A 21,085-nucleotide genomic window follows, 5' to 3' on the forward strand; every position below is an offset into this window, starting at 1 on the left:
GCCGCCACATACCCCAAAGGGGGTAGGCAACAGAAAATTCGCAAAATCAGTGACTGATCAGGCCGACGATGCGCACCAGTTGCGATTCCCGGCTGCAACCGGTCTTGTCGTAGATGCTGCGCAGTTGCACCTTGAGCGTTTCCACCGACACGCCGCGGGCCACGGCAATGTCCTTGCGCCCCTGGCCCGCCGCCAGCCGTATGGCGATGTCCGCTTCGGCAGGGGTCAGGCGGAAGGCCCGCGTCAGCGATTGCACATGCCGGTCGGTCGGCGCGCCGACGCGGGCGATGACGATCGCGCGCGGGGCGAAGGGCAGCGCCCAAGGCCGCACCGGCAAAGGATGAAACTCCAGCATGATCGCGACCCCGCCGGCATCGTCCGCCAGCGCGACCGGATCGGCCGGCAGGCCGGGCGGATCGATCACCGCACGCATCGCCCGCACCATCGCGCGCGTTTCCTCCGCCCGATCGCTGGCCAACCAGCCGTCGCTGACCCTGATTCGGCTGGACGACAGCAACGCTTCGGCGCGCGGCGTCATGCCGCCCACCCGTCCGGTCGCGTCGAGCAGCCAGCAGGCCCGGTCCATCGCCTCGAACGTGCCGGACAGCAAGGCGAAGCCCTGCTGCTCGATCGCCTGTTGGAGCCGAACGGCGTTCCGCGCATGGCCCGCAATCTGCCCGAACAGGTCACGATCCCGCTCGCTGGTCCGCCCGTCCTTGCTGTCGCGCAACAGGGCCAGTCCGATCATCTGGTCGTCATTGACCACCAGCCGCGTCTGGCACCCATCGAAAATATCGAAGTCGGAACATAGGTCCAGATAAACGTCGGACCGCAGCGATTGCCGGGCGACGTCATAATGGGCTTCATGCACGATGGTCGGCCGATCGGCCAGCCGATCCGCCGCCACCCGGAAATTCAGGTCGGGCGCGGACTGGTCGATCAATGCCGTCTTGGTGACGACGCTGGCGTCGATATCGCTGATCCAGTTGAAGCTCGACGCGCCCGGCCCAAAGCCGATCAACTGCCCATGGCGCGATCCTGTGGCGTCGGCCATCGCCTTGATGGCTTCCCCCCATTTTTCCGGTTGCAGCGCTGCGGACAGGAACAGGTCCGCCCACGGATCGCTACCTTCGGCGCGTGTCGCCATGATCTTCCCCCATGCCCCGCAACGGGGTTAGCTCAAGCGGGGCGGAAGTCAAATTCGCTTTGGAAGGCTGCCGGTTTAGTCCGGAGACTTGATCTCGATTAGGAAATTTCAGGCGGCTTGCGCCAATGCCTCCCGCCGGACCGCGCGAATCATCCGGCAGGGCGGGATGTTGCGCCATTCCAGCGAATCGCTGACATCGCCGAACAGCGGATTGAGCAGGCGCAGCACATAGCGCGAATATTGGTAGATCAGGAACGCCCCGCCCGGCCGCAATGCGCTGCGCGTTTCCGCGCAGATCGACTCGCCCACGCCTTCGGGCAGGGTCGAAAAGGGGATGCCCGACAAGACATAATCGGCCTGATAATGGCCCGCTTCCTTGATGAAGCGGCGTACATCGGCTGCCGATCCGTGGACCACGCGCAAACGCGGATCGTCGATCTTCGCCTCCAGATAGGCGACAAAGTCGAGATTGAGGTCGATCGCGAGCAACGTGCCGTCGGTCGGCAAGCGATCGAGGATCGATCGGGTGAAGGTGCCCACACCCGGCCCATATTCCACGAACAGCCGCGTATCGCGCCAATCGACCTGGTCCAGCATCCGGTCCACCAATGTCGCGGAGGACGGGATGACAGAACCTATCATGCCGGGATGCCTGACGAACTGGCGGAAGAACATGCCCCATTGGCTGAAAAATGACCCCGCCTTACCCGCGTCGGCCTTATTCTTGTTCTTCTTCAATGGAATGGAGGCCATCAACACCCGCCTATCTGGATCATGCTCACCGCCTTGCAAATCCCGGCCTTGCTGGCAAGCGGCTTTGCGACACTATCGTCATGAACGCGGCGGCGGCGGATGGGTTCAATCCGCCGCCCCGCCCGTTCAGTCGATCCGCTCGCTCAGTCAGCCCCGTCGCGCGATCGAACCATGCCTGGCGACACGAAGCCGATCGGATCGACCTGCATCGCCCGCTGCTTCAATTGCGACTGGATCTGCTCATATTCGCGCTCCATTTCGGGCGTGACGGACGCGCGGGTGTCGCCCAGCGCGCTGTCGAAATGCGCCTGCGTCACCTTGTCGACCGACAGCGACTGGCGCAGCGCGAACAGGCCCGCGCGCCGCACCAGATCCTCTAGGTCCGCGCCGGTGAAACGCTCCGTCTCGCGCGCCATATGATCGAGGTCCACATCATCGGCCAGCGGCATCTTGCCGGTATGAATGCCCAATATGCGGCGGCGGCCCGCCTCGTCGGGGACCGGCACATAGATCAGCTCGTCGAACCGCCCCGGCCGCAGCAGCGCCGGATCGATCAGGGTGGGGCGGTTGGTCGCGCCGATGACGACCACCGACTGCAACTCCTCCAGCCCGTCCATCTCGGCGAGGATGGTGTTCACGACCCGCTCCGTCACCGCCGGTTCGCCCAGCCCCCCGCCGCGCGCAGGCACTAGGCTGTCCAGTTCATCGATGAAGATGACCGTCGGCGCCACCTGCCGCGCGCGCGCGAACAGGCGAGCGATCTGCTGTTCGCTTTCGCCATACCATTTGGACAGCAGGTCGCTCGACTTGGTAGCGATGAAATTGGCCTGCGCCTCACGCGCCACCGCCTTGGCCAGCAAGGTCTTGCCGGTGCCGGGCGGGCCGTAAAGCAAAAACCCCTTTGCCGGGCGGATGCCGATGCGGCGAAAGGCGTCGGGGTCTTTCAGCGGCAGCTCAACCCCTTCCTTCAACCGCATCTGCGCATCGTCCAGCCCGCCAATATCCTCCCAACTGACATTGGGCGCCTGCACCATCACTTCGCGCATCGCCGAAGGCTGGACGCGCTTGATCGCCGACAGGAAATCCTCCCTCGTGACGGACAATTCCTCCAGCACGTCGGCCGGAATCGTCCCGTCCTCCAGGTTCAGGCGCGGCATGAAGCGGCGCACCGTCTCGATCGCCGCCTCGCGGGTCAGCGCGGCGAGGTCCGCGCCGACGAATCCATAGGTCATGCGCGCCAGTTCGGCGAGGTCGACCTTGTCACCCAGCGGCATCCCGCGGGTATGAATGCCCAATATCTCGCGCCGCCCGCGCTCGTCGGGCACGCCGACGATGATCTCGCGGTCGAACCGGCCGGGCCGCCGCAATGCCTCGTCGATCGCCTCGGGCCGGTTGGTTGCGGCGATGACGACCAGATTGGTGCGCGGCTCCAACCCGTCCATCAGCGTCAACAACTGGGCGACCAGACGCTTCTCCGTCTCACCCGTCACCTGCCCCCGTTTGGGCGCGATCGAATCAATCTCGTCGATAAACAGGATCGAAGGCGACGCCTTGGCTGCCGCCTCGAAAATCTCGCGCAACTGCTTTTCGGACTCGCCATAGGCCGACCCCATGATCTCCGGCCCGTTGATCAGGAAGAATTCAGCGTCCGATTCATTGGCGACCGCCCGCGCCAGCCGCGTCTTGCCGGTCCCCGGCGGGCCATGCAGCAGCACCCCCTTGGGCGGATCGACGCCCAGCCGGGTGAACAATTCGGGATAACGCAACGGCAGCTCGACCATCTCGCGCAGCTGGTCGATCGCATCGGCCATGCCGCCGACATCGTCATAGGTCACGTCGGCCCGGCGCGATTCGCGCGGCTCCTCATATTCAGCGCGCAGTTCCACTTCGGTATCCGCGTCGATATGGACGATGCCCTTGGGCACCGTCGACACCACGACCAGACGGATTTCCTGCAACGCATAGGCGGGCGCGGCCAGCATCTGGCGCAACTGCGGGGGCATGTCGCCGGGCGGCACCTGCTGTTGTCCCGATGTCGCGACGACGTCGCCCGCGGTCAGCGGCCGCTGATAAAAGACGCGCTTCAAGGCATCGGGATTGCCCTGCAACCGCAGATTATTTTGTGCAGGCGCGAACACCACTCGTTGGGCGGGCCGCGGCTCCGCCTTGCCGATCTCCACGAAGTCGCCAGAGCCGACCCCGGCATTGGCGCGCTGCAAGCCATCCAGGCGCAGCACATCCAAGCCCTCATCCTCCTTATACGGCCGCACGACCCGCGCCGATGTCGATCGCTTGCCCACAATCTCGATGACATCGCCTTCGGCCAGCTGCAATTCCGCCATCACCGCCAGCGGCAACCGCGCCAAACCGCGCCCCGCATCCTCCGGCCGTGCATTGGCGACCTGAATCCGGCGTCCGCTACTTTCCTGATCGGCCACAAGCCATCCCCGTCTTTCTGGTTCCGTAACGAGATAGGAAACGCAAGGACGCGCGAAAAGGGGCAAGCCGCCGGATCGACCGACGAAAAAAAGGGCCAGCCCAAAAGGCCAGCCCTGAAAGTTTTAGGAGAGGATGCCTGAAAGGCACCTCCTATGTGCGGCGCGACACATTTTATTGCAAGTGCGAAAAGAAACGCGGAGTTGCAAAAAATGCATCTTGCCATTTTGCCCATTTTCCTGCTCAGTGCGGAGAGGATGCTTGAACCCCGGCTCGCGATGCGCCCGACAAGAAGACATGACGCGGCGCAGCGCACCGGCTTTGATATTTGACGAGATATGCGCAGATTGCCGCCCCTCACGGCCCTGGAGGCCTTTGTTCAGGTTGCTCGCCTGGGCTCCGTCAAGGCGGCGGCGGAGGAACTCGCCCTTTCGACTCCGGCGCTCAGCCGCCGCGTGCAGGCGCTGGAACGCTTCATTGGCCGCCCCCTGTTCGACCGCAAGCATCAGGCGCTGGAAATCAATGCCGAAGGGCAGCGGTTGCTGGACGATATCGCGCCCGCCCTCGATTCCCTGGCGCTGGCGCTGGAAAATATTCAGAGCGGCGGCAACCAGTTGCGCCTGCGCCTGGCCGTGATGCCGCTGTTCGCGACGCAGCGCCTTTTTCCCCATCTGGGCAAGCTGCGCCAGCAACATCCACAGCTGCATATCGACATCGAAACGACGCCCCATGCGGTCGCGCGGCTGGGCGAAGGGCTGGATGCGGCGATCGTGCTGTCGAAGGACATCGATCCCGCGCTCTACGCGCATGAGTTGGATCATGAGGAAGTCTATCTGATCGGCCGGCGCGAATTGCTGGAGGGGTCACAGGCGCTCGCCTCTCCCACCGAACTGGCGCAGCAGACGATCCTGCTCCACCGCGACATGGCGATGTCGTTCGACGCCTGGAAGGAGGCGGCGGGCCTGCCCGACCTGCAACCGCTGGCGATCGACAATTATGATTCAGGGCAATTGATGCTGGAGGCCGCCGCCCAGGGGCTGGGCGTCGCGGTGATGCACGCCAGCCATTATGAACAGTCGGGCGATCCGCGGTTGGTGCGGCTGTTCCCGATCCATGTCGAAAGCCCCTATCGCTATTTCTTCGTCTGCCGGCCCCGCGCGCTGCAGACCCGCGCCGTGCGCATTTTCCGCGACTGGCTGGTCAGCGCCGACATCTGACCCGATTATTTCGCTGTCGCCGCCTTAACCTTGTTTCCCGCCGTCCGTTATGAAGCATATGAACGGGGCACAATCTTCTTCCGCCAGCCCGCAACATGGGCTGACCGATCGTCTGGCGCGCTGGGCCAGAGGGTTTTCCGGCAAATCCGAGGAGGATAGCGTCGAAGAGGAATTAAGGCCGCGCAGCGGCACCGCATCCAACCGGGAAATCAACCGCCGCCGACAGCTTTATGGCGATATAGGCGATTTCCTCTTCGCCCATGATCTCGATCTGACTCCCATCAATTTCAGCGTCGCGCTGGATTATCTGACCGGCGCCAATATTGGCGTCGAAAAGGCGATCAGGGCGGTGATGATGGAACGCGGCAAGATCACCAATGGCTGGATCGAATCGATCGCCGCCGAACAGCGCGCCGATGAGGTGACGCCCGAATCGCTGGCGACCATGTTGGACAAGGTGGAGGAAAACCTCACCCAATTCACCGGCCTGATGCATGAGTCGCGCAATTCGGCGAAGGATTATGGCGCTGCGCTGCAGGAGCAAGCCAAGGACTTGGGCGAAGGCCGCGACAATGAACCGGTATTGGCCCGCCTGGTCGGCCTGACCCGCTCAATGGTCGAAAAGACCCGTCAGGTCGAAACCCAGTTGCGCGATAATCAGCGCCAGACCCAGGCGCTCAAGTCCAGCCTGGAAAATGCCCGCCGCGCCGCCGAACATGACCATCTCACAGGCCTCCCCAACCGCCGCGCATTCGAAGGGGTGCTGCGGGAGGAAGTGGCCCTGGCGCAGCAGAATGGCGAAATGCTCTCGGTCGCCTTTTGCGACATCGACCATTTCAAGCATGTCAACGACACGCACGGCCATGATACGGGCGACCGGGTGTTGAAATTCGTCGCCGGCCTGCTGGCCAAGGCTTCGAACGACCATTGCCACGTCGCCCGCCATGGCGGCGAGGAATTTGTGATGCTGTTCCGCGGCAAGAGCGCTGCCGAAGCCTGCGAAGCGGTGGACAGCGTGCGCGAGGATTTGGCCACGCGCAGCCTGGTCAACCGCACCAATGGCGAACGGATGGAGCGAGTCAGCTTTTCCGCCGGCGTCGCCAATGTGCTGATCTACGAAGACCCGCGCGCCGCGCTCAAGGCCGCCGACCGCGCCCTTTATCTGGCCAAGGAACATGGCCGCAACCGCGTCTATCTCGCGGCCGAAACGGACTAAAACCGCTAAAAATCCGGCTTCTCATAATGCGCCGGCGGGGTGATGACCTCCATCCGTTCCGACAATAGAGGCCGGAAGGAGGGGCGCGACTTGAAGCCCGCATACCAGCGTCTGACCGGCTCATGCCCCTGCCAGTCGATCCCACCCAGATAGTCCGCCACCGACAGATGCGCCGCCGCCGCGATGTCGGCCAGGCTCAGCGTCCCACCCGCCATCCAGCTGCGATGATCCAGCAGATAGTCCATATAGTCCATATGGACATTGGCGCGCTTCATCGCCTCGCGCAGGATGCGCGCGTCGGGCGGCGCACGCTCGATCAGCCGCTTCTTCATTCGTTCGTGCAGCAGCGGGCCGACCACGTCTCCATAGAAATTCTGGTCGAAAAAGACGGTGAGCCGCCGCACTTCCGCCCGCCCTGCGGCGGTGCCGGAAATCAGCGGGAACTTCTCTACCGTCTCTTCGAAATATTCGCAGATCGCCTGACTGTCGATCAGGGTGACGCCCTTGTCCGCGTCCGCCATCACCGGCGTCGTGCCGGCCGGGTTCAGGTCCAGAAATTCGTCGCGCATCGCCCAGGGCGATTCTCGCACCAGATCATAGCCGATCCCCTTCTCGCCCAGGAGAAGCCGGACCTTGCGAGAGAAGGGACAGAGCGGGAATTGATAAAGCAGCCACATAAGCGACCCCTGTTAGGCGCGGGCGCGCCGCGGGGGAAGCAGCAAAATCGCCGCATAATATTCCATTCATAGGGCGCTATTGGCCAAAAGGATGGTGGCGATAGGCATGGTGCGGCCTTTCGATCCTGCTATCAGCGCGATAGAAGAGGCGGCAATAACGGTTTCGCGATGGAAAGGATGCCCAATGTCTGATGATTTCTTCCCGGTCCCTAAAAGCTGGGCGAAGGGAGCATTGATGGACCGGGCGGCGCGCGACGCCGATTATGCGCGCTCGATCGAGGATAGCGACGCCTATTGGCTGGAGCGGGCACAGCGGCTGGACTGGATTACAGTCCCGACCAAATGCAATGAAAGCAGCTTCGCCGAGGGCGATTTCGGCGTCAAATGGTTCGCCGACGGCGTGCTGAACGTCAGCGCCAATTGCATCGACCGCCATCTGGCGCAGCGGGCGGACCAGACCGCCATTCTGTGGGAACCCGATTCGCCCGATGCCCAGCCGCGCCGCTACAGCTATGCCCAACTGCACGAAGAGGTGTGCCGCCTCGCCAATGTGCTCAAGGCCGCCGGCGCGAAAAAGAGCGACCGCATCACCATCTATATGCCGATGATCCCGGAGGCCGCCTTCGCGCTACTCGCCTGCGCCCGCATCGGCGCGGTCCACAGCGTCGTGTTCGGCGGTTTCTCGCCCGACGCGCTGGCCGGTCGCATCCAGGATTGCGATTCGAATATCGTCATCACCGCCGACGAAGGCCGCCGCGGCGGCAAGGCGGTGCCGCTCAAGGTCAATGTCGACGCCGCGCTCGTCCATTGCCCCAGTGTGAAGAAGGTCATCGTCGTCAAGGCGACCGGCGGAACGGTGACGATGCAGGACGGCCGCGACCTGTGGCTGCATGAGGAAGCCGCCAAGACATCGCCCGACTGCCCGCCCGAACCGATGAACGCGGAAGACCCGCTGTTCATCCTCTACACCTCCGGTTCCACCGGCAAGCCCAAGGGCGTGCTGCACACGACCGGGGGCTATCTGCTCTGGGCTGCCCTCACGCACGAACTCTGCTTCGATTATCGCCCCGGCGACATCTACTGGTGCGCCGCCGATATCGGCTGGGTCACCGGCCACAGCTATATCGTGTATGGCCCGCTGGCGAACGGCGCGACGACGCTGATGTACGAAGGCGTCCCCAACTGGCCGACCCCCAGCCGCATCTGGGAAGTGGTGGACCGGCATCAGGTGCAGACCATCTTCACCGCCCCCACGGCGCTGCGCGCGCTGATGAAGGAAGGCGACGGCTTCGTCCATTCCACCAGCCGCGCCTCGCTGCGCCTGCTCGGCACGGTGGGCGAACCGATCAACCCGGAAGCCTGGCGCTGGTATCATGAAGTCGTGGGCGAAGGCCGCTGCCCGATCATCGACACCTGGTGGCAGACCGAGACGGGCGGCGCCATGATCGCCCCGACGCCGGGCGCCACCGATCTCAAGCCCGGCTCCGCCACCTTCCCCATGCCCGGCGTGGCGCCGCAGATCGTGGATGCGGAGGGCCATGTGCTGGACGGCGCGGCCGAGGGCAATCTCGTCATCGCGCAAAGCTGGCCGGGCCAGATGCGCACCGTCTGGGGCGATCATGACCGCTTCTTCCAGACCTATTTCACCACCTTCCCCGGCAAATATACCACCGGCGACGGCGCCCGGCGCGACGGCGACGGCTATTACTGGATCACCGGCCGCGTGGACGACGTCATCAACGTGTCGGGCCACCGCATGGGCACGGCGGAGGTCGAAAGCGCGCTGGTGCTGCATGAAAGCGTCGCCGAAGCCGCCGTCGTCGGCTTCCCCCACGATATCAAGGGCCAAGGCATCTACGCCTATGTGACGCTCAACAGCGGCGAGGAAGCGACCGACGATCTGCGCAAGACGCTGGTCAAATGGGTGCGCACCGAAATCGGCCCGATCGCCACGCCCGACGCAATCCAGTTCGCCCCCGGCCTGCCCAAGACCCGGTCGGGCAAGATCATGCGCCGCATCCTGCGCAAGATCGCGGAGGGCGACGTGTCGGCCCAGGCGCTGGGCGACACCAGCACCTTGGCCGACCCGTCGGTGGTGGACAATCTGATCGCCAATCGTCAGTCCTGACGGGTCGCCCGCGCGGCGGCACGTTCAGAGTGAAGCCAGGGCCATCGGACAGGATGGCCCTGGCTTCCGGCAGACATTCGCAAGAAGGAGCCGCCCATGGCCCGTTACACCGCCGTCGCCCGCGCCCTGCACTGGGCCATCGCCGTCCTGATTCTCCTCAACCTGGCGCTGGGTTTCGCCCATGACGCCTTTCCGAAGGACTGGGCGGTGATGCCGGTCCACAAGTCGATCGGCCTCACCATATTGGCGCTGACGCTGCTACGGATCGTCTGGCGCCTCGTCCACCCCGCCCCGCGCCTGCCCGCCGCCATGCCACTGTGGGAAAAGGGCGCCGCCCATGCGACGCACTTCCTCTTCTACGCGCTGATGCTGATCCTGCCGCTTTCGGGTTGGATCATGACTTCGGCGGGCACCCGTCCGCTCAACTGGTTCTTCCTGTTCGACGTTCCGAAATTCGGCGTGGGCAAGGAAGATGCGATCGTCGGGCTGTCGCGCGGCGCGCATGAACTGTTGCCCTGGCTCTGGGCCGCCCTGATCGCGATCCACGTCAGCGCGGCGCTGCGCCACCATCTTGTGCTGAAGGACGACGTGCTGCGCCGGATGCTGTGACGCAGGGAGGCTGGACTAGTCTTTCCCGCCGCCCACCGCCGGTGCGAGCCGATCGACCAGGATGGCGCTGGCCCGGTTGAGACCGATCACGTCGACCGTGGCGCCATGATGGCGCATTTTGGTGACGACCTCCTCCAGCGCGCCGACCGCCGTAATGTCCCATAAATGACTGGCGGCCAGGTCGATGCGCACCCGGCTCGCCGTGTCGCGCAGGTCGAACCGATCGGCGAAGATATCCGCGCTGGCGAAGAAGACCTGGCCAAGGACGGTGTAGGTTCGGGTATCCGTCGTCGCGTCGTAGGTCGAGGTGACATCCATCAGCCTTGTCACCTTGAAGGCGAAGAAAACGCCGCTCAGCAGGACGCCCACGGCCACACCCATCGACAGGTCGTGGGTCGCGACGGTGACCAGCACCGTGGCGAGCATGACGACGCCCGAAACCTTGGGATGGCGCGCCAGGTCGCGGATCGACCCCCAGGAAAAGGTGCTGATCGACACCATGATCATGATGGCGACCAGCGCCGCCACCGGCACCTGCGCCACCCATGGCCGCAGCGGCACCATCACCAGCAGCAGGAATACGCCCGCGACCAGCGTGGAGAGGCGTCCACGCCCGCCGTAGCGGACATTGCCGACCGTCTGGCCAATCATGCCGCACCCGGCGATGCCCCCGAACATCCCCGCTACGACATTGGCGAGGCCAAGGCCCGTGCATTCCCGCGCCTTCGAACTGCTGGTTTCGGTCAGGTCGTCGACGACGCTGGCGGTCATCATCGATTCCAGCAGACCGACCGCCGCCATGGCGAGCGCATAGGGCGTGATGATCGTCAGCGTCTGCCAGGCGAGGGGAATCACCGGGAAAGCGAAGGACGGCAGTGACGACGGCAGGCGGCCCAGGTCCGCCACGGTGTGAATCGGCATGGGAAAGGCCATGCTGACCGCGGTCAGGATCAGGATGCAGATGAGCGGCGAAGGGATCGCCGTTGTGATGCGCGGCGCCAGATAGATGATCGCCAGCCCGCCGCCGATCATCGCATAGGTGTGCCAACTGACATCCAGCATCTGCGGCACCTGCGCCAAGAAAATGAGAATGGCGAGCGCGTTGACGAAGCCGGTACGGACGGACCGCGAAACGAAGCGCATCAATATGTCGAGCTTCAGCAGGCCAAAGACGATCTGGAACACCCCCGCCAGCAGCGTAGCGGCGAGCAGATATTGCAGCCCATGGCTATGGACGAGCGCGGCGGCCACCAGCGCCACCGATCCTGCCGCGCCGGAAATCATCGCCGGTCGCCCACCCGCAAAGGCGATCACGATGCCAATCATGAAGGATGCGAACAGGCCGACCTGCGGATCGATGCCCGCCACGAAGGAAAAGGCGATGACCTCCGGGATCAAGGCGAAGGTGCCCACCATGCCGGCCAATATGTCGCGTCGGGCGCTATCCGCACCCTGAAACCATTCGGCGCGATAGCGCGCAAAAGCTATATTGTTCATATTTTGGAAAACCGACGAGGTCACAGCAATGGCGCGAACGCAATCGCGGGAATGAGTCTGTGACGCGCGTTGTTCGGCGGATCGGCGGCCGAAATAGCCACCCGGAATTGCACCGGGTCCATGCGAATGGCAGCCCTGTATCGTGGTGGACGCGCCAGCGCAATCCACTTGCGCCCCTCGCATCAGCCGCTGCTGGTCTGCCGCCTCACACCATCTCGCCGGACAGCAGCTTGGGCAACGCCCCCGATTGCCCCCGCGCTTCCGCCATGAAACGTCCTTTCAGCGCCCCGCTGCGTTGCACCGCCGCCAGCCCCGCGCGCCGCACCAACGAGGGCAGCTTGCCCGGCACATCGAACAGCCGCACCAGCCCGTCCATCGCCACGCTCGTCATCATCGCATCCAGGCCGCGCCAGCGCTGGTAGCGCGCCAGCAACTGCGCATCGCCCGGATCGAGGCCAAGCCGCATGCCGTCCACCAGCACCTCGACGAGCGCCGCGACGTCGCGAAAGCCCAGATTGACCCCCTGCCCGGCGATCGGGTGGATGGCGTGCGCGCTGTCGCCCACCAGCGCCAGCCGCGTATCGGTGACGCGCGCGGCATGATGGAAGCCCAGCGGATAGGAGGATCGCGGACCCGCGAGCCTGATCTCGCCCAGAAAGCCGCCGATCCGCTTCTGCGCCTCGGCCAGCCAGGCGCGCTCGCCCAGTTTCATCATCGCGGGGGCCTGCTCGGTCGGCACGGTCCACACCACGGCGGACCGGGTGCCCGGCAGCATCGGCAACAGCGCGAAGGGGCCACCGACATAGAAAATCTCATAGGCCGTATTGGCGTGCGGCAGTTGATGGTCGATCGCCGTGACCATGGCGGTATGCTTATATTGCCAGCGCGTCGTGTTGATCCCCGCCGCCTCGCGCGTGGGACTATTGCGCCCCTCCGCCGCTACCAGCAGCGCGCCATGGATGGTGACGCCGCTCGCCAGCGTCAGCGTGACGCCATCCTCATTGCGATCCACATGAACCGCGCGGTCGGGCTGATGGCGAGTCAGATTGACCGCCTCGGCCGCCGTCTGCGCCAGCGCGACGCGCAGGTCGCGATTGGGCACCATCGTTCCCATCACGCCATCGTCGGCATCCGGCGCGAAATCGAGCGCCCCCGGCTCCAGCCCGTCGCTCACCCATATCCGGTCGATCGGACAACCCTTGCCCGCCAGATGCTTGCCAACGCCAATGGCGTTCATCATGGCATAGCTGGTCGAGCTGATCGCCGACACGCGGCCATCGAAACCCGCGGCGGTGGTCGAAACCGGGTCAGCCGGATCGATCACGGCGCAGCGCACGCCATGGCCGGAAAGAGCGATACCCAAGGTCAGGCCGACCAGCCCGCCCCCCAATATGACGACATCGAAGCGTTCCATGCGACGCTATCTAGGCGCTTGGCCAAGAATTGAAAAGCGATCTGGACCAAATAGCATGTACTTCCGCGAAGGCGCTGAAACGAGTAGCGTGCCTCGTCTCAGCGTCTTCGCGGGAGCACGCAGCCCTATAATCTCAGACGGTACGCACCCAGCCCGCCGGATCGGCCACGATCCCGCGCTGGATACCCGTCAGCTCCGCCCGCAGCGTCTCCGTCACCAATCCACCATCGCCATTGCCGATGGTGAAGTCGCCGTCCTTGCTTTTGACCGTGCCGATCGCGGTGACGACCGCCGCGGTGCCGCAGGCAAAGGCTTCGCGCAGCGCGCCGCTGGCTGCATCCGCGCGCCACTGGGCGAAGCTGTACGGCTCCTCGCGCACATCATGGCCCTTGGCGCGGGCCAGGTCGATGATGGAATTGCGGGTGATGCCGGGCAGGATCGTGCCGCCCAGCGGCGGGGTGACGATCGACCCGTCGTCCATCACGAAGAACACGTTCATGCCGCCCAGTTCCTCGACCCACTTATTCTCGGCGGCGTCGAGGAAGACGACCTGATCGCAGCCATGGCCGATCGCCTCCTTCTGCGCGACCAGGCTCGCAGCATAGTTGCCGCCGCATTTGGCCGCGCCCGTGCCGCCGCGCGCCGCGCGGGTATAATGTTCCGACACCCACAGCGTCACGGCCTTCTTGCCGCCTTTGAAATAGGCGCCAGCAGGGGACGCGATGACGCAGAAAATATATTCGTTGGACGGGCGGACGCCCAGGAACGTCTCGCTCGCGAACAGGAAGGGGCGCAGATACAGGCTGCCCTCGCCAGTCGGAATCCAGTCGGCGTCGATCTTCACCAGTTCCTCGACCGCTTCCAGGAACAGGTCTTCGGGCAGGGCCGGCATCGCCAGCCGTTCGGCCGACGCGGCGAAGCGGCGGGCATTTTCCTCCGGGCGGAACATGGCGATGCTGCCATCTTCCAGCCGATACGCCTTCATCCCTTCGAAGATTTCCTGCGCATAATGCAGCACCGCGCAGGCGGGATCGAGCTGGAAGGGTTCGCGCGGACCAATGGCGTGGCTGTGCCAGCCCTGCCCCTCGGTATAGCGAATCGTCACCATATGGTCGGTGAAGAGCCGGCCGAAGCCCGGATCTTCCAGCAGGACCCCGCGCGCGTCAGCCGCCACAGCCTTGGTGCTGGGGGTAACGGTGAAACGCGATGTCTGCTCGGCGGCCATGGTGAGTCTCCTGTTCTGGCGTGCAAGGCGCCCGCCTATGTCACAGAGCGGCGCATGAAACAATGGGTCATATATACTGACCCATTTTGCCGAAAAGGGCCAGCGATGCCGCGCTGGCCTCTTCCCGCCGCCGGACGCCAAGGGTATCGCTGCGGCCATGCATTATTTTTCCGACAACGCCACGCCCGTCAGCCCCGCCGTCATGGCGGCCATCGCCGCCGCCGACCGCGCCGATCATGGCTATGATGGCGACGCCTGGAGCGCGCAGCTGGATGGCGCGCTCAGCGCCCTGTTCGACACCCCGGTCAGCGCGCTGTGGATCGCGACCGGCACGGCGGCCAACAGCATCGCGCTGGCCACGCTCTGCCCGCCCTATGGCGGCGTGATCTGCCATGAGGAGGCGCATATCGTCGTCGACGAATGTGGCGCGCCCGGCTTCTTCACCCATGGCGCGACGCTGATGCCGCTGCCGGGCGAAGGCGCGAAGCTGACGCCGGACGTCGTCGCCGATCGTTTGAAGGCGATCCGCCCCGACGTGCATCAGGTGCCGGCCTGCGCGATCAGCATCACCAACGCCACCGAATATGGCCTGGTCTATAGCCCGGACGAGGTCGCCGCGCTCGGCGAACTGGCGACGGCGCATGGCTTGGGCTTTCACATGGATGGCGCACGTTTCGCCAATGCCGTTGCGCACTTGGGCTGCGCACCCGCCGACATCACCTGGCGCGCCGGGGTGGATGCGCTGTCCTTTGGCTGCGTCAAAAATGGCGGCATGATCGGCGAAGCGCTGCTCTTCTTCAGCGACTCCGCACCAGCCCGCACGGCCGAAGCAAAGCGCTGGCGCAAGCGGTCGGGCCATCTCTTCTCCAAGGGCCGCTATCTCGCCGCGCAGATACTGGCGATGGTCGAAGGCGACCTGTGGCTCCGCAACGCCCGCATGGCCAATGCAGCGGCGCAGGCGATTGCGGACGTGGCCGCCAGCCGCCTGCTCCATCCCGTGCAGGCGAACGAGCTGTTCATCCGTCTCTCCGCCGCCGAGGCCGCCACCTTGCGCGCGCAGGGCTTCGATTTCTACGACTGGGGCGACGGGGCCGCGCGGCTGGTCACCAACTGGTCGCAAGACGCGGCCAGCATCGCGCCGCTGGCGCAGGCGCTGCGGGCCTTGACCGATGGCTGAGGGAAAGCAGGGCGGCGTTTTCCTGCCCTTCATCCTGGTCACCCTGATCTGGAGTTCGACCTGGATCATCATTCGCGACCAGATCGGGTCGGTGGCGGCCAGTTGGTCGGTCTGCTATCGCTTCCTGCTCGCCGGGCTGGCGATGGCCGCCTTCGCCCGCTGGCGCGGCGTATCGCTCCGCATCGGCGGGGCGGGTCTGATCTACGCCGCGCTGCTGGGCGTGGCGCAATTCGTCCTGAACTTCAACTTCGTCTATCGGGCGGAACATTATCTGACCTCCGGCCTGGTCGCGGTCGTCTATGCGATGCTGCTTATTCCCAACTCGATCCTCGCCTGGCTAATCTTCCGCCAGCCCGTCAGCCGCGCCTTCATCGGCGGGTCGCTGGTGGCGGTGACGGGCATCATATTGATGCTGGTCCATGAATATCATGCCGCGACCGTCCGGCCGGATATGGTGCTGCTGGGTGCGGCCTTCTCGCTCGCCGGGCTGATGAGCGCGTCGGCCGCTAATGTCATGCAAGGGATGGATATCGCCCGCCGCCTGCCGATGGTGGCGGTGCTGGCCTGGGCCATGCTGATCGGTGCCGGGGTGGACGCCGCCTTCGCCTGGGCCACCATCGGCCCGCCGCAGTTCGAGCCGCGGCTGGGCTATATATTGGGCATAGGCTGGCTTGGCATCGCCGGATCGGTCGTGACCTTCCCGCTCTATTTCACCTTGATCCAGCGCATGGGCGCTGGCCGCGCAGCCTATAGCAGCGTGCTGATCCCGGTGATCGCGATGCTGATCTCGACCCTGGCGGAAGGCTATCGCTGGAGCGCGCTGGCCATTGCGGGCGCGCTGCTCGCCATCGCGGGTATGGGCATCGCGCTGCGATCGAAAACGGCTTAACGCGCGCCCGGCTGATAACGCCGCTTGGCGGCATCGACTTTGGCGAGCAGGCTGGGAATCGATTCGGAAGGAGCCAAGACAGGTCGTGGCGCAGACAAATGCTGCATCTGGTCGCTGAGCGCGGAAAAGGCCTTGTCGATACGGGTCATGGATCATCCTTGCACTATGATGACCCCGCCTTCGTCCTCGCCGGTTAACAAGCCGTAAACCATACGCCAGACCGTCTCACAAGCAGGCGGCGAGGCCTTCGCGATAGGTCGGATAGCGCGGCGCCCAACCCAGCAGCCGCTTTGCCCGGCCATTGGCGACGCGGCGATTTTCGGCGTAAAAACCCCGCGCCATCGGCGACAGCGCGGCCGCCTCCATCGTCTGGAGCGGCGGCCAGGGCAGGCCCAGCAGGTCGCAGGCCGCCTCTATCACGTCATTCTGCGCGCAGGGCAGGTCGTCGGCCAGATTATAGATGCCGGGCGGCCCGGCATGGATCGACGCGATCACCCCGGCGACGATATCGTCCACATGGGCGCGGCTGAACAACTGCCCCGCCAGGGCGATGCGATGCGCCTTGCCTGTGCGCACCCGGTCCAGCGCCGACCGCCCCGGCCCATAGATGCCCGGCAGGCGAAAGCGCCGCATGTCGGCGCGCAGCACGCCCCAATCGGCATCGGCGGCGGCGCGCGCGGTGCGCCGCCCCTGCCCGACCGGGCTGGCCTCATCCACCCAGGCGCCTGCCGCATCGCCATAGACGCCGGTGGACGACAGATAGCCGGTCCAGAGCGCCGGTGCGGCGGCGAGCGCGGCGCCATAGCGGGCAAGGACGGGGTCTGCGTCCCCTTCGGGCGGCACGGAAGACAGGATATGAGTTGCGCTGGCGATGGCGGCGCGGACGGCGCTGGCGTCATCGAAGGCCAGGATATCCGCGTCGGCGCTCCGCCGAACGCCCGTAACCCGCCACCCCTCGCCACGCAAGCAAGCCTCCAGGCGAGCGGCGGTGTAGCCTAGCCCAAGGATGAGCATATGGGGCATAGATTCCCCTTCAATCATATTCCGCCTATGCGGGAACACGGCCGCCTTAAACCGTGAAGCTCTCGCCACAGCCGCAACTGCCCTTGGCGTTGGGATTGTTGAACACGAAGCCGGCGGTGAAGTCATCCTCCACCCAATCCATCGTCGATCCGATCAGGTACAGCACCGACGCGCCGTCGATATACAGCACGCCGCCGGGCGTCTCGATCTTCTCATCGAACTTCGCCTCTTCGTTCACATAATCGACCGAATAGGCCAGCCCGGAACAGCCGCGCTTGGGCGTGGACAGCTTGACGCCGATCGCGCCATCGGGCGCCTGCGCCATCAGGTCAGCGATGCGCGCCTGCGACGTCGGCGTCAGGATGACGGCGGCGGGCCGGGCGCGGATCTTGGTCTGTACGTCGGTCATTCTCTTGTCTCCTCCCCTCCATTTAGGGAGGGGTTGGGGGAGGGCATGTTGGAGCAGCCGAACCGTACAGCCACTCCCCTGACCCCTCCCTGAAGGGAGGGGAAACTTTCAGAGCATCCCCAGTTCCAGCTTGGCTTCATCGCTCATCTTTTGTGGGTCCCATGGCGGATCCCAGACCAGGTTGACCTGCGCATCGCCCACGCCTGGCACCGCGCCCACGCGCAGTTCGACTTCGCCCGGCATGGATTCAGCGACCGGGCAATGCGGCGTGGTCAGCGTCATGGTGACGACGGCGTGGCCATCGTCCGTCACATCGACGCCGTAGATCAGGCCCAGATCATAGATATTGACCGGGATCTCCGGGTCGAAAATCTCCTTCAGCGCCTCGATGATCCCGTCATAGAGGTTGCCGCCCGGTTCACCGGCCGGCGCGGCGCTGGGCTTGGCGGACAGGAAGCCGTCCAGATAGTCGCGCTGACGCGCCTCGTCGACCCGCGCCTTGGGCGGGGCTTCCACCGCCTCGACTTCCTCGATCACGATCTTACTCTCCTCGCGATTATTGTCAGTCATTGGCGAAGATCTTCCTTACTCTTTCTAATCCCGCGACCAGCGCCTCGACATCGCTCTCGTCGCTATAAATGCCGAAACTGGCCCGCGCGGTCGCCTCGACGCCCAGATGGCGCATCAACGGCTGTGCGCAATGATGGCCGGCCCGGATCGCAACGCCCGTTTCATCCAATATGGTGCCGACATCGTGCGGATGCACCCCCTCGACCGCGAAAGACAGAATGCCCGCGCTGTCGTCCGGCCCGAACAGGCGGATGCTGTTCATCCCGCCCAGCGCCGCCCGCGCCTTGGCCACCAGCGAGCACTCATGCGCGTGGACCCTGTCCAGCCCGATGCCCTGCACATAATCGATCGCAGCGGAAAGCCCAACGACCCCGGTGATATGCGGCGTGCCCGCCTCGAACCGGTTGGGCGGGGGGGCATAGGTCGTCTTCTCGAACGTCACCTTGTCGATCATCGACCCGCCACCCTGATAGGGCGGCATGGCGTCCAGCAATTCGGTCCGTCCCCACAATATGCCGATGCCGGTTGGCCCGTACAGCTTGTGCGCGGAAAAAACGTAGAAATCGCAATCCATCGCCGCCACATCGACGGCCAGCCGTGGCACCGCCTGGCACCCGTCGATCAAGATTTTGGCACCCACCATATGCGCGATATCGGCGGCGCGGCGCACGTCCAGCACGCTGCCCAGCACGTTGGACACATGGGCCAGCGCGACCATCCGGTGCTGCGGCGTAATCATCGCGCGCATCGCGTCCAGGTCGATCTTGCCATCCTGCGTCAGCGGCACGACGTCGATCGCCGCGCCGACTTTCTCCGCGACGATCTGCCACGGCACGATATTGCTGTGATGCTCCAGCATCGACAACAGGATGCGGTCGCCCGCCTTGAGTTGCGTCCCGGCCCAGCATTGCGCGACCAGGTTGATCCCTTCGGTCGCGCCTCGGACATAGACGATCTCACCGTCGCTCGCCGCGCCGATGAAGCCGGCAACCTTGCGCCGCGCCGCTTCATAGGCGAGCGTCATGTTGGCCGACCGCTCATAGACGCCGCGATGCACCGTCGCATAATCCGGGCCATAGGCGCGCGCGATGGCGTCGATCACGGCATGGGGCTTCTGCGCGGTCGCGGCGCTGTCCAGATAGTGCCAGTCGCCCACACCGGAGAAATCATCCCGCAACCGCAAAGTCTGGGCGAGATCGTTCATACCAACGCCTCCAGCTTGGCGATCGCGGCCGCTTCCAGCGCTTGCCTGACCGCCTCGTCCGCCACATCATCAAACACACCCGCGACGAAGGATCGCAGCAGCAACGTCTTGGCCGTCGCCGGGTCCATCCCGCGGCTCGCCATATAGAACAGCGCCGCCTTGTCCAGTTCGCCCACGGTCGCGCCATGCGCGCATTTCACGTCGTCGGCGAAGATCTCCAACTCCGGCTTGGCGTTGGCCGTAGCCGTCCGGTCCAGCAGCATCGCCTTGACCGACTGAAATGCATCGGTCCGCTGCGCATCGCGCGCGACATTGATGCTGCCCAGGTAACTGCCGGTGGCGCGACCGCCCAGGATCGACCGGATCGTCTGACCGCTGGTCGAATCGGGCTTGGCGTGCGTGACGCTGGTGATGATCTCCAACGTCTGGTCACCGCCGCCCAATATCGCGCCGTTCAGCTCGAAATGCGCCTGGCTTCCGATCGTCACATGAAAGGTCACCCGCCCCAGCTTGCCGCCGATATTGAGCACATGAAAATCGCACCGCGCCCCGTCGGCGATGGTGATGACATAGTCATGCACCGCCGCCGTCCCATCCGCCGCGTCCTGCAACAGATGATGGCGCGCGACGTCCCCTGCCGCCACATCGATCCGCGTCGGGGCAGGCGTCGGCCAGATGGCGGCGACAGCCTCCACATCGCTATAGCGCCAGTCTTCCTGGCGGCGGGTTGGCAGAGCGAGAGCGTTCACGCCGCCACCACCTCGGCATAACCCTCACGCTCCAGCTCCAGCGCCAAGTTCGGCCCGCCGGACTTCACGATCCGGCCACCCGCCAGCACGTGCACATAGTCCGGTTTCACATAATCGAGCAGCCGCTGATAATGGGTAATCAGCAGCACCGCCTTGTCGGACTTGCGCATGATCGCGTTGATCCCCGCGCCCACGATCTTGAGCGCATCAATGTCGAGGCCGCTGTCCGTCTCGTCGAGGATCGCCAGCTTGGGATCAAGGATGCCCATCTGCACCATTTCGGCCCGCTTCTTCTCGCCGCCGGAAAAGCCGACATTCACCGGCCGCTTGAGCATCTCCATGTCGAGGCCCAGCAGCGCGGCCTTTTCCTTGGCCAGACGGATGAACTCGCCGCCATTCAATTCGTTCTCGCCGCGCGCCCGCTTTTGCGCATTCAGGCTCTCGCGCAGAAATTGCAGGTTGGACACGCCGGGAATCTCGACCGGATATTGAAAGCCCAGGAACAGCCCGGCCGCCGCGCGCTCATGTGGTTCCAGTTCGAACAGGTCCGCATCGTCAAACGTCGCGGTCCCGCCCGTCACGTCGTAACCCGGCCGTCCACCCAGCGTATAGGCCAGCGTCGATTTGCCCGCGCCGTTCGGCCCCATGATCGCATGGATTTCGCCCGCATTGATGGTCAGCGACAATCCCTTCAGGATCGCCTTGCCGTCGATTGCGTTGGTGAGATTGTCGATCGTCAGCATAA

21 protein-coding genes and 1 other annotated feature are annotated in these 21,085 nt (G+C 64.8%); of the genes, 7 read left to right on the plus strand and 14 right to left on the minus strand.

Annotated elements, in window-relative coordinates; genetic code table 11:
• Positions 1-46: 46 nt before the first annotated feature.
• From sphantq_RS08195 to sphantq_RS08205, 3 genes are all read right to left on the minus strand, one after another.
• Complete coding sequence (locus tag sphantq_RS08195; RefSeq protein ID WP_129926754.1) at positions 47-1,147, minus strand: helix-turn-helix transcriptional regulator; 1,101 nt, start codon at positions 1,145-1,147, stop codon at positions 47-49.
• 108 nt (positions 1,148-1,255) lie between these two features.
• Positions 1,256-1,900 (minus strand): class I SAM-dependent methyltransferase, encoded by a 645-nt coding sequence (locus tag sphantq_RS08200; protein ID WP_066606622.1) that lies wholly within the window; start codon positions 1,898-1,900, stop codon positions 1,256-1,258.
• Between the two features lie 143 nt (positions 1,901-2,043).
• The gene (locus tag sphantq_RS08205) at positions 2,044-4,338 is read right to left on the minus strand and encodes a CDC48 family AAA ATPase (protein WP_066606624.1); all 2,295 of its coding nucleotides are present in this window, start codon (positions 4,336-4,338) and stop codon (positions 2,044-2,046) included.
• Positions 4,339-4,491: 153 nt separating this feature from the next.
• Here sphantq_RS08205 and sphantq_RS08210 point away from each other — a divergent pair, with 153 nt between their 5' ends.
• Genes sphantq_RS08210 through sphantq_RS08220 form a run of 3 tightly spaced genes read left to right on the plus strand, consistent with a single transcriptional unit; the run spans position 4,492 to position 6,769 of the window.
• Complete coding sequence (locus tag sphantq_RS08210; RefSeq protein ID WP_165363622.1) at positions 4,492-4,668, plus strand: hypothetical protein; 177 nt, start codon at positions 4,492-4,494, stop codon at positions 4,666-4,668.
• Positions 4,669-4,674: 6 nt separating this feature from the next.
• Complete coding sequence (locus sphantq_RS08215; protein WP_272799996.1) at positions 4,675-5,553, plus strand: LysR substrate-binding domain-containing protein; 879 nt, start codon at positions 4,675-4,677, stop codon at positions 5,551-5,553.
• 58 nt (positions 5,554-5,611) lie between these two features.
• Positions 5,612-6,769 (plus strand): GGDEF domain-containing protein, encoded by a 1,158-nt coding sequence (locus sphantq_RS08220; protein ID WP_066607460.1) that lies wholly within the window; start codon positions 5,612-5,614, stop codon positions 6,767-6,769.
• 5 nt (positions 6,770-6,774) lie between these two features.
• Here sphantq_RS08220 and sphantq_RS08225 read toward each other — a convergent pair whose 3' ends face one another.
• Positions 6,775-7,446: a glutathione S-transferase family protein gene (locus tag sphantq_RS08225; RefSeq protein ID WP_066606631.1), complete on the minus strand. Its 672-nt coding sequence runs from the start codon at positions 7,444-7,446 to the stop codon at positions 6,775-6,777.
• A gap of 184 nt (positions 7,447-7,630) precedes the next feature.
• On the opposite strand from sphantq_RS08225, the gene acs reads away from it, so the two are divergent.
• Together acs and sphantq_RS08235 are read left to right on the plus strand one after the other, a co-directional pair.
• Positions 7,631-9,574: an acetate--CoA ligase gene (gene acs / locus sphantq_RS08230; protein ID WP_272799997.1), complete on the plus strand. Its 1,944-nt coding sequence runs from the start codon at positions 7,631-7,633 to the stop codon at positions 9,572-9,574.
• 96 nt (positions 9,575-9,670) lie between these two features.
• Positions 9,671-10,183: a cytochrome b gene (locus sphantq_RS08235; RefSeq protein WP_272799998.1), complete on the plus strand. Its 513-nt coding sequence runs from the start codon at positions 9,671-9,673 to the stop codon at positions 10,181-10,183.
• Between the two features lie 15 nt (positions 10,184-10,198).
• Here the strand turns inward: sphantq_RS08235 and sphantq_RS08240 are convergent, their stop codons facing one another.
• From sphantq_RS08240 to sphantq_RS08250, 3 genes are all read right to left on the minus strand, one after another.
• Positions 10,199-11,680: a SulP family inorganic anion transporter gene (locus tag sphantq_RS08240; RefSeq protein WP_066606635.1), complete on the minus strand. Its 1,482-nt coding sequence runs from the start codon at positions 11,678-11,680 to the stop codon at positions 10,199-10,201.
• Between the two features lie 67 nt (positions 11,681-11,747).
• Positions 11,748-11,803: a sequence feature (sul1 is cis-regulatory element that is thought to sense ions involved in sulfur or methionine metabolism; They are found in Alphaproteobacteria), on the minus strand.
• 82 nt (positions 11,804-11,885) lie between these two features.
• Positions 11,886-13,094, minus strand: a complete 1,209-nt coding sequence (locus sphantq_RS08245; RefSeq protein WP_066606638.1) for an FAD-dependent monooxygenase — start codon at positions 13,092-13,094, stop codon at positions 11,886-11,888.
• A 133-nt stretch (positions 13,095-13,227) separates the two neighbouring features.
• Entirely contained in the window at positions 13,228-14,319 is a 1,092-nt protein-coding gene (locus sphantq_RS08250) for a branched-chain amino acid aminotransferase (protein WP_066606641.1), read from the minus strand.
• 157 nt (positions 14,320-14,476) lie between these two features.
• Between sphantq_RS08250 and sphantq_RS08255 the strand changes: the two genes are divergently transcribed.
• Together sphantq_RS08255 and sphantq_RS08260 are read left to right on the plus strand one after the other, a co-directional pair.
• Positions 14,477-15,496: a threonine aldolase family protein gene (locus sphantq_RS08255; protein WP_272800000.1), complete on the plus strand. Its 1,020-nt coding sequence runs from the start codon at positions 14,477-14,479 to the stop codon at positions 15,494-15,496.
• Positions 15,489-16,385 (plus strand): DMT family transporter, encoded by an 897-nt coding sequence (locus sphantq_RS08260; RefSeq protein WP_272800001.1) that lies wholly within the window; start codon positions 15,489-15,491, stop codon positions 16,383-16,385. Before sphantq_RS08255 ends, sphantq_RS08260 begins: the two co-directional genes overlap by 8 nt.
• Here the strand turns inward: sphantq_RS08260 and sphantq_RS08265 are convergent.
• From sphantq_RS08265 to sufC, 7 genes are all read right to left on the minus strand, one after another.
• The gene (locus tag sphantq_RS08265; protein WP_165363621.1) at positions 16,382-16,534 is read right to left on the minus strand and encodes a hypothetical protein; all 153 of its coding nucleotides are present in this window, start codon (positions 16,532-16,534) and stop codon (positions 16,382-16,384) included. The genes sphantq_RS08260 and sphantq_RS08265 overlap by 4 nt on opposite strands.
• A gap of 76 nt (positions 16,535-16,610) precedes the next feature.
• Complete coding sequence (locus sphantq_RS08270) at positions 16,611-17,408, minus strand: SDR family NAD(P)-dependent oxidoreductase (protein WP_272800002.1); 798 nt, start codon at positions 17,406-17,408, stop codon at positions 16,611-16,613.
• A gap of 46 nt (positions 17,409-17,454) precedes the next feature.
• Complete coding sequence (locus sphantq_RS08275) at positions 17,455-17,817, minus strand: HesB/IscA family protein (RefSeq protein WP_066606657.1); 363 nt, start codon at positions 17,815-17,817, stop codon at positions 17,455-17,457.
• 108 nt (positions 17,818-17,925) lie between these two features.
• A complete protein-coding gene (locus sphantq_RS08280; RefSeq protein WP_129926747.1) occupies positions 17,926-18,387 on the minus strand; it encodes an SUF system Fe-S cluster assembly protein in 462 nt (153 codons plus the stop codon).
• Complete coding sequence (locus sphantq_RS08285) at positions 18,380-19,591, minus strand: cysteine desulfurase (protein WP_272800003.1); 1,212 nt, start codon at positions 19,589-19,591, stop codon at positions 18,380-18,382. The genes sphantq_RS08280 and sphantq_RS08285 overlap by 8 nt, the downstream gene beginning before the upstream one ends.
• On the minus strand, positions 19,588-20,340 hold the full coding sequence (locus sphantq_RS08290; protein WP_129926745.1) for a SufD family Fe-S cluster assembly protein: 753 nt from the start codon (positions 20,338-20,340) through the stop codon (positions 19,588-19,590). The genes sphantq_RS08285 and sphantq_RS08290 overlap by 4 nt, the downstream gene beginning before the upstream one ends.
• The gene (gene sufC, locus sphantq_RS08295) at positions 20,337-21,083 is read right to left on the minus strand and encodes a Fe-S cluster assembly ATPase SufC (protein WP_066606672.1); all 747 of its coding nucleotides are present in this window, start codon (positions 21,081-21,083) and stop codon (positions 20,337-20,339) included. Before sufC ends, sphantq_RS08290 begins: the two co-directional genes overlap by 4 nt.
• Between the last annotated feature and the right edge of the window lie 2 nt (positions 21,084-21,085).

The organism is Sphingobium sp. AntQ-1, from assembly GCF_028538045.1.
GTDB lineage: Bacteria > Pseudomonadota > Alphaproteobacteria > Sphingomonadales > Sphingomonadaceae > Sphingobium > Sphingobium cupriresistens.

Bases quoted from the DNA above. Each gene is read 5' to 3' on its own strand.
- sphantq_RS08195 (WP_129926754.1), bottom strand. From the start codon at position 1,147: ATGGCGACACGCGCCGAAGGTAGCGATCCGTGGGCGGACCTGTTCCTG.
- sphantq_RS08200 (WP_066606622.1), bottom strand. From the start codon at position 1,900: ATGGCCTCCATTCCATTGAAGAAGAACAAGAATAAGGCCGACGCGGGT.
- sphantq_RS08210 (WP_165363622.1), top strand. From the start codon at position 4,492: ATGTGCGGCGCGACACATTTTATTGCAAGTGCGAAAAGAAACGCGGAG.
- sphantq_RS08215 (WP_272799996.1), top strand. From the start codon at position 4,675: ATGCGCAGATTGCCGCCCCTCACGGCCCTGGAGGCCTTTGTTCAGGTT.
- sphantq_RS08220 (WP_066607460.1), top strand. From the start codon at position 5,612: ATGAACGGGGCACAATCTTCTTCCGCCAGCCCGCAACATGGGCTGACC.
- sphantq_RS08225 (WP_066606631.1), bottom strand. From the start codon at position 7,446: ATGTGGCTGCTTTATCAATTCCCGCTCTGTCCCTTCTCTCGCAAGGTC.
- acs (WP_272799997.1), top strand. From the start codon at position 7,631: ATGTCTGATGATTTCTTCCCGGTCCCTAAAAGCTGGGCGAAGGGAGCA.
- sphantq_RS08235 (WP_272799998.1), top strand. From the start codon at position 9,671: ATGGCCCGTTACACCGCCGTCGCCCGCGCCCTGCACTGGGCCATCGCC.
- sphantq_RS08240 (WP_066606635.1), bottom strand. From the start codon at position 11,680: ATGAACAATATAGCTTTTGCGCGCTATCGCGCCGAATGGTTTCAGGGT.
- sphantq_RS08245 (WP_066606638.1), bottom strand. From the start codon at position 13,094: ATGGAACGCTTCGATGTCGTCATATTGGGGGGCGGGCTGGTCGGCCTG.
- sphantq_RS08250 (WP_066606641.1), bottom strand. From the start codon at position 14,319: ATGGCCGCCGAGCAGACATCGCGTTTCACCGTTACCCCCAGCACCAAG.
- sphantq_RS08255 (WP_272800000.1), top strand. From the start codon at position 14,477: ATGCATTATTTTTCCGACAACGCCACGCCCGTCAGCCCCGCCGTCATG.
- sphantq_RS08260 (WP_272800001.1), top strand. From the start codon at position 15,489: ATGGCTGAGGGAAAGCAGGGCGGCGTTTTCCTGCCCTTCATCCTGGTC.
- sphantq_RS08265 (WP_165363621.1), bottom strand. From the start codon at position 16,534: ATGACCCGTATCGACAAGGCCTTTTCCGCGCTCAGCGACCAGATGCAG.
- sphantq_RS08270 (WP_272800002.1), bottom strand. From the start codon at position 17,408: ATGCCCCATATGCTCATCCTTGGGCTAGGCTACACCGCCGCTCGCCTG.
- sphantq_RS08275 (WP_066606657.1), bottom strand. From the start codon at position 17,817: ATGACCGACGTACAGACCAAGATCCGCGCCCGGCCCGCCGCCGTCATC.
- sphantq_RS08280 (WP_129926747.1), bottom strand. From the start codon at position 18,387: ATGACTGACAATAATCGCGAGGAGAGTAAGATCGTGATCGAGGAAGTC.
- sphantq_RS08285 (WP_272800003.1), bottom strand. From the start codon at position 19,591: ATGAACGATCTCGCCCAGACTTTGCGGTTGCGGGATGATTTCTCCGGT.
- sufC (WP_066606672.1), bottom strand. From the start codon at position 21,083: ATGCTGACGATCGACAATCTCACCAACGCAATCGACGGCAAGGCGATC.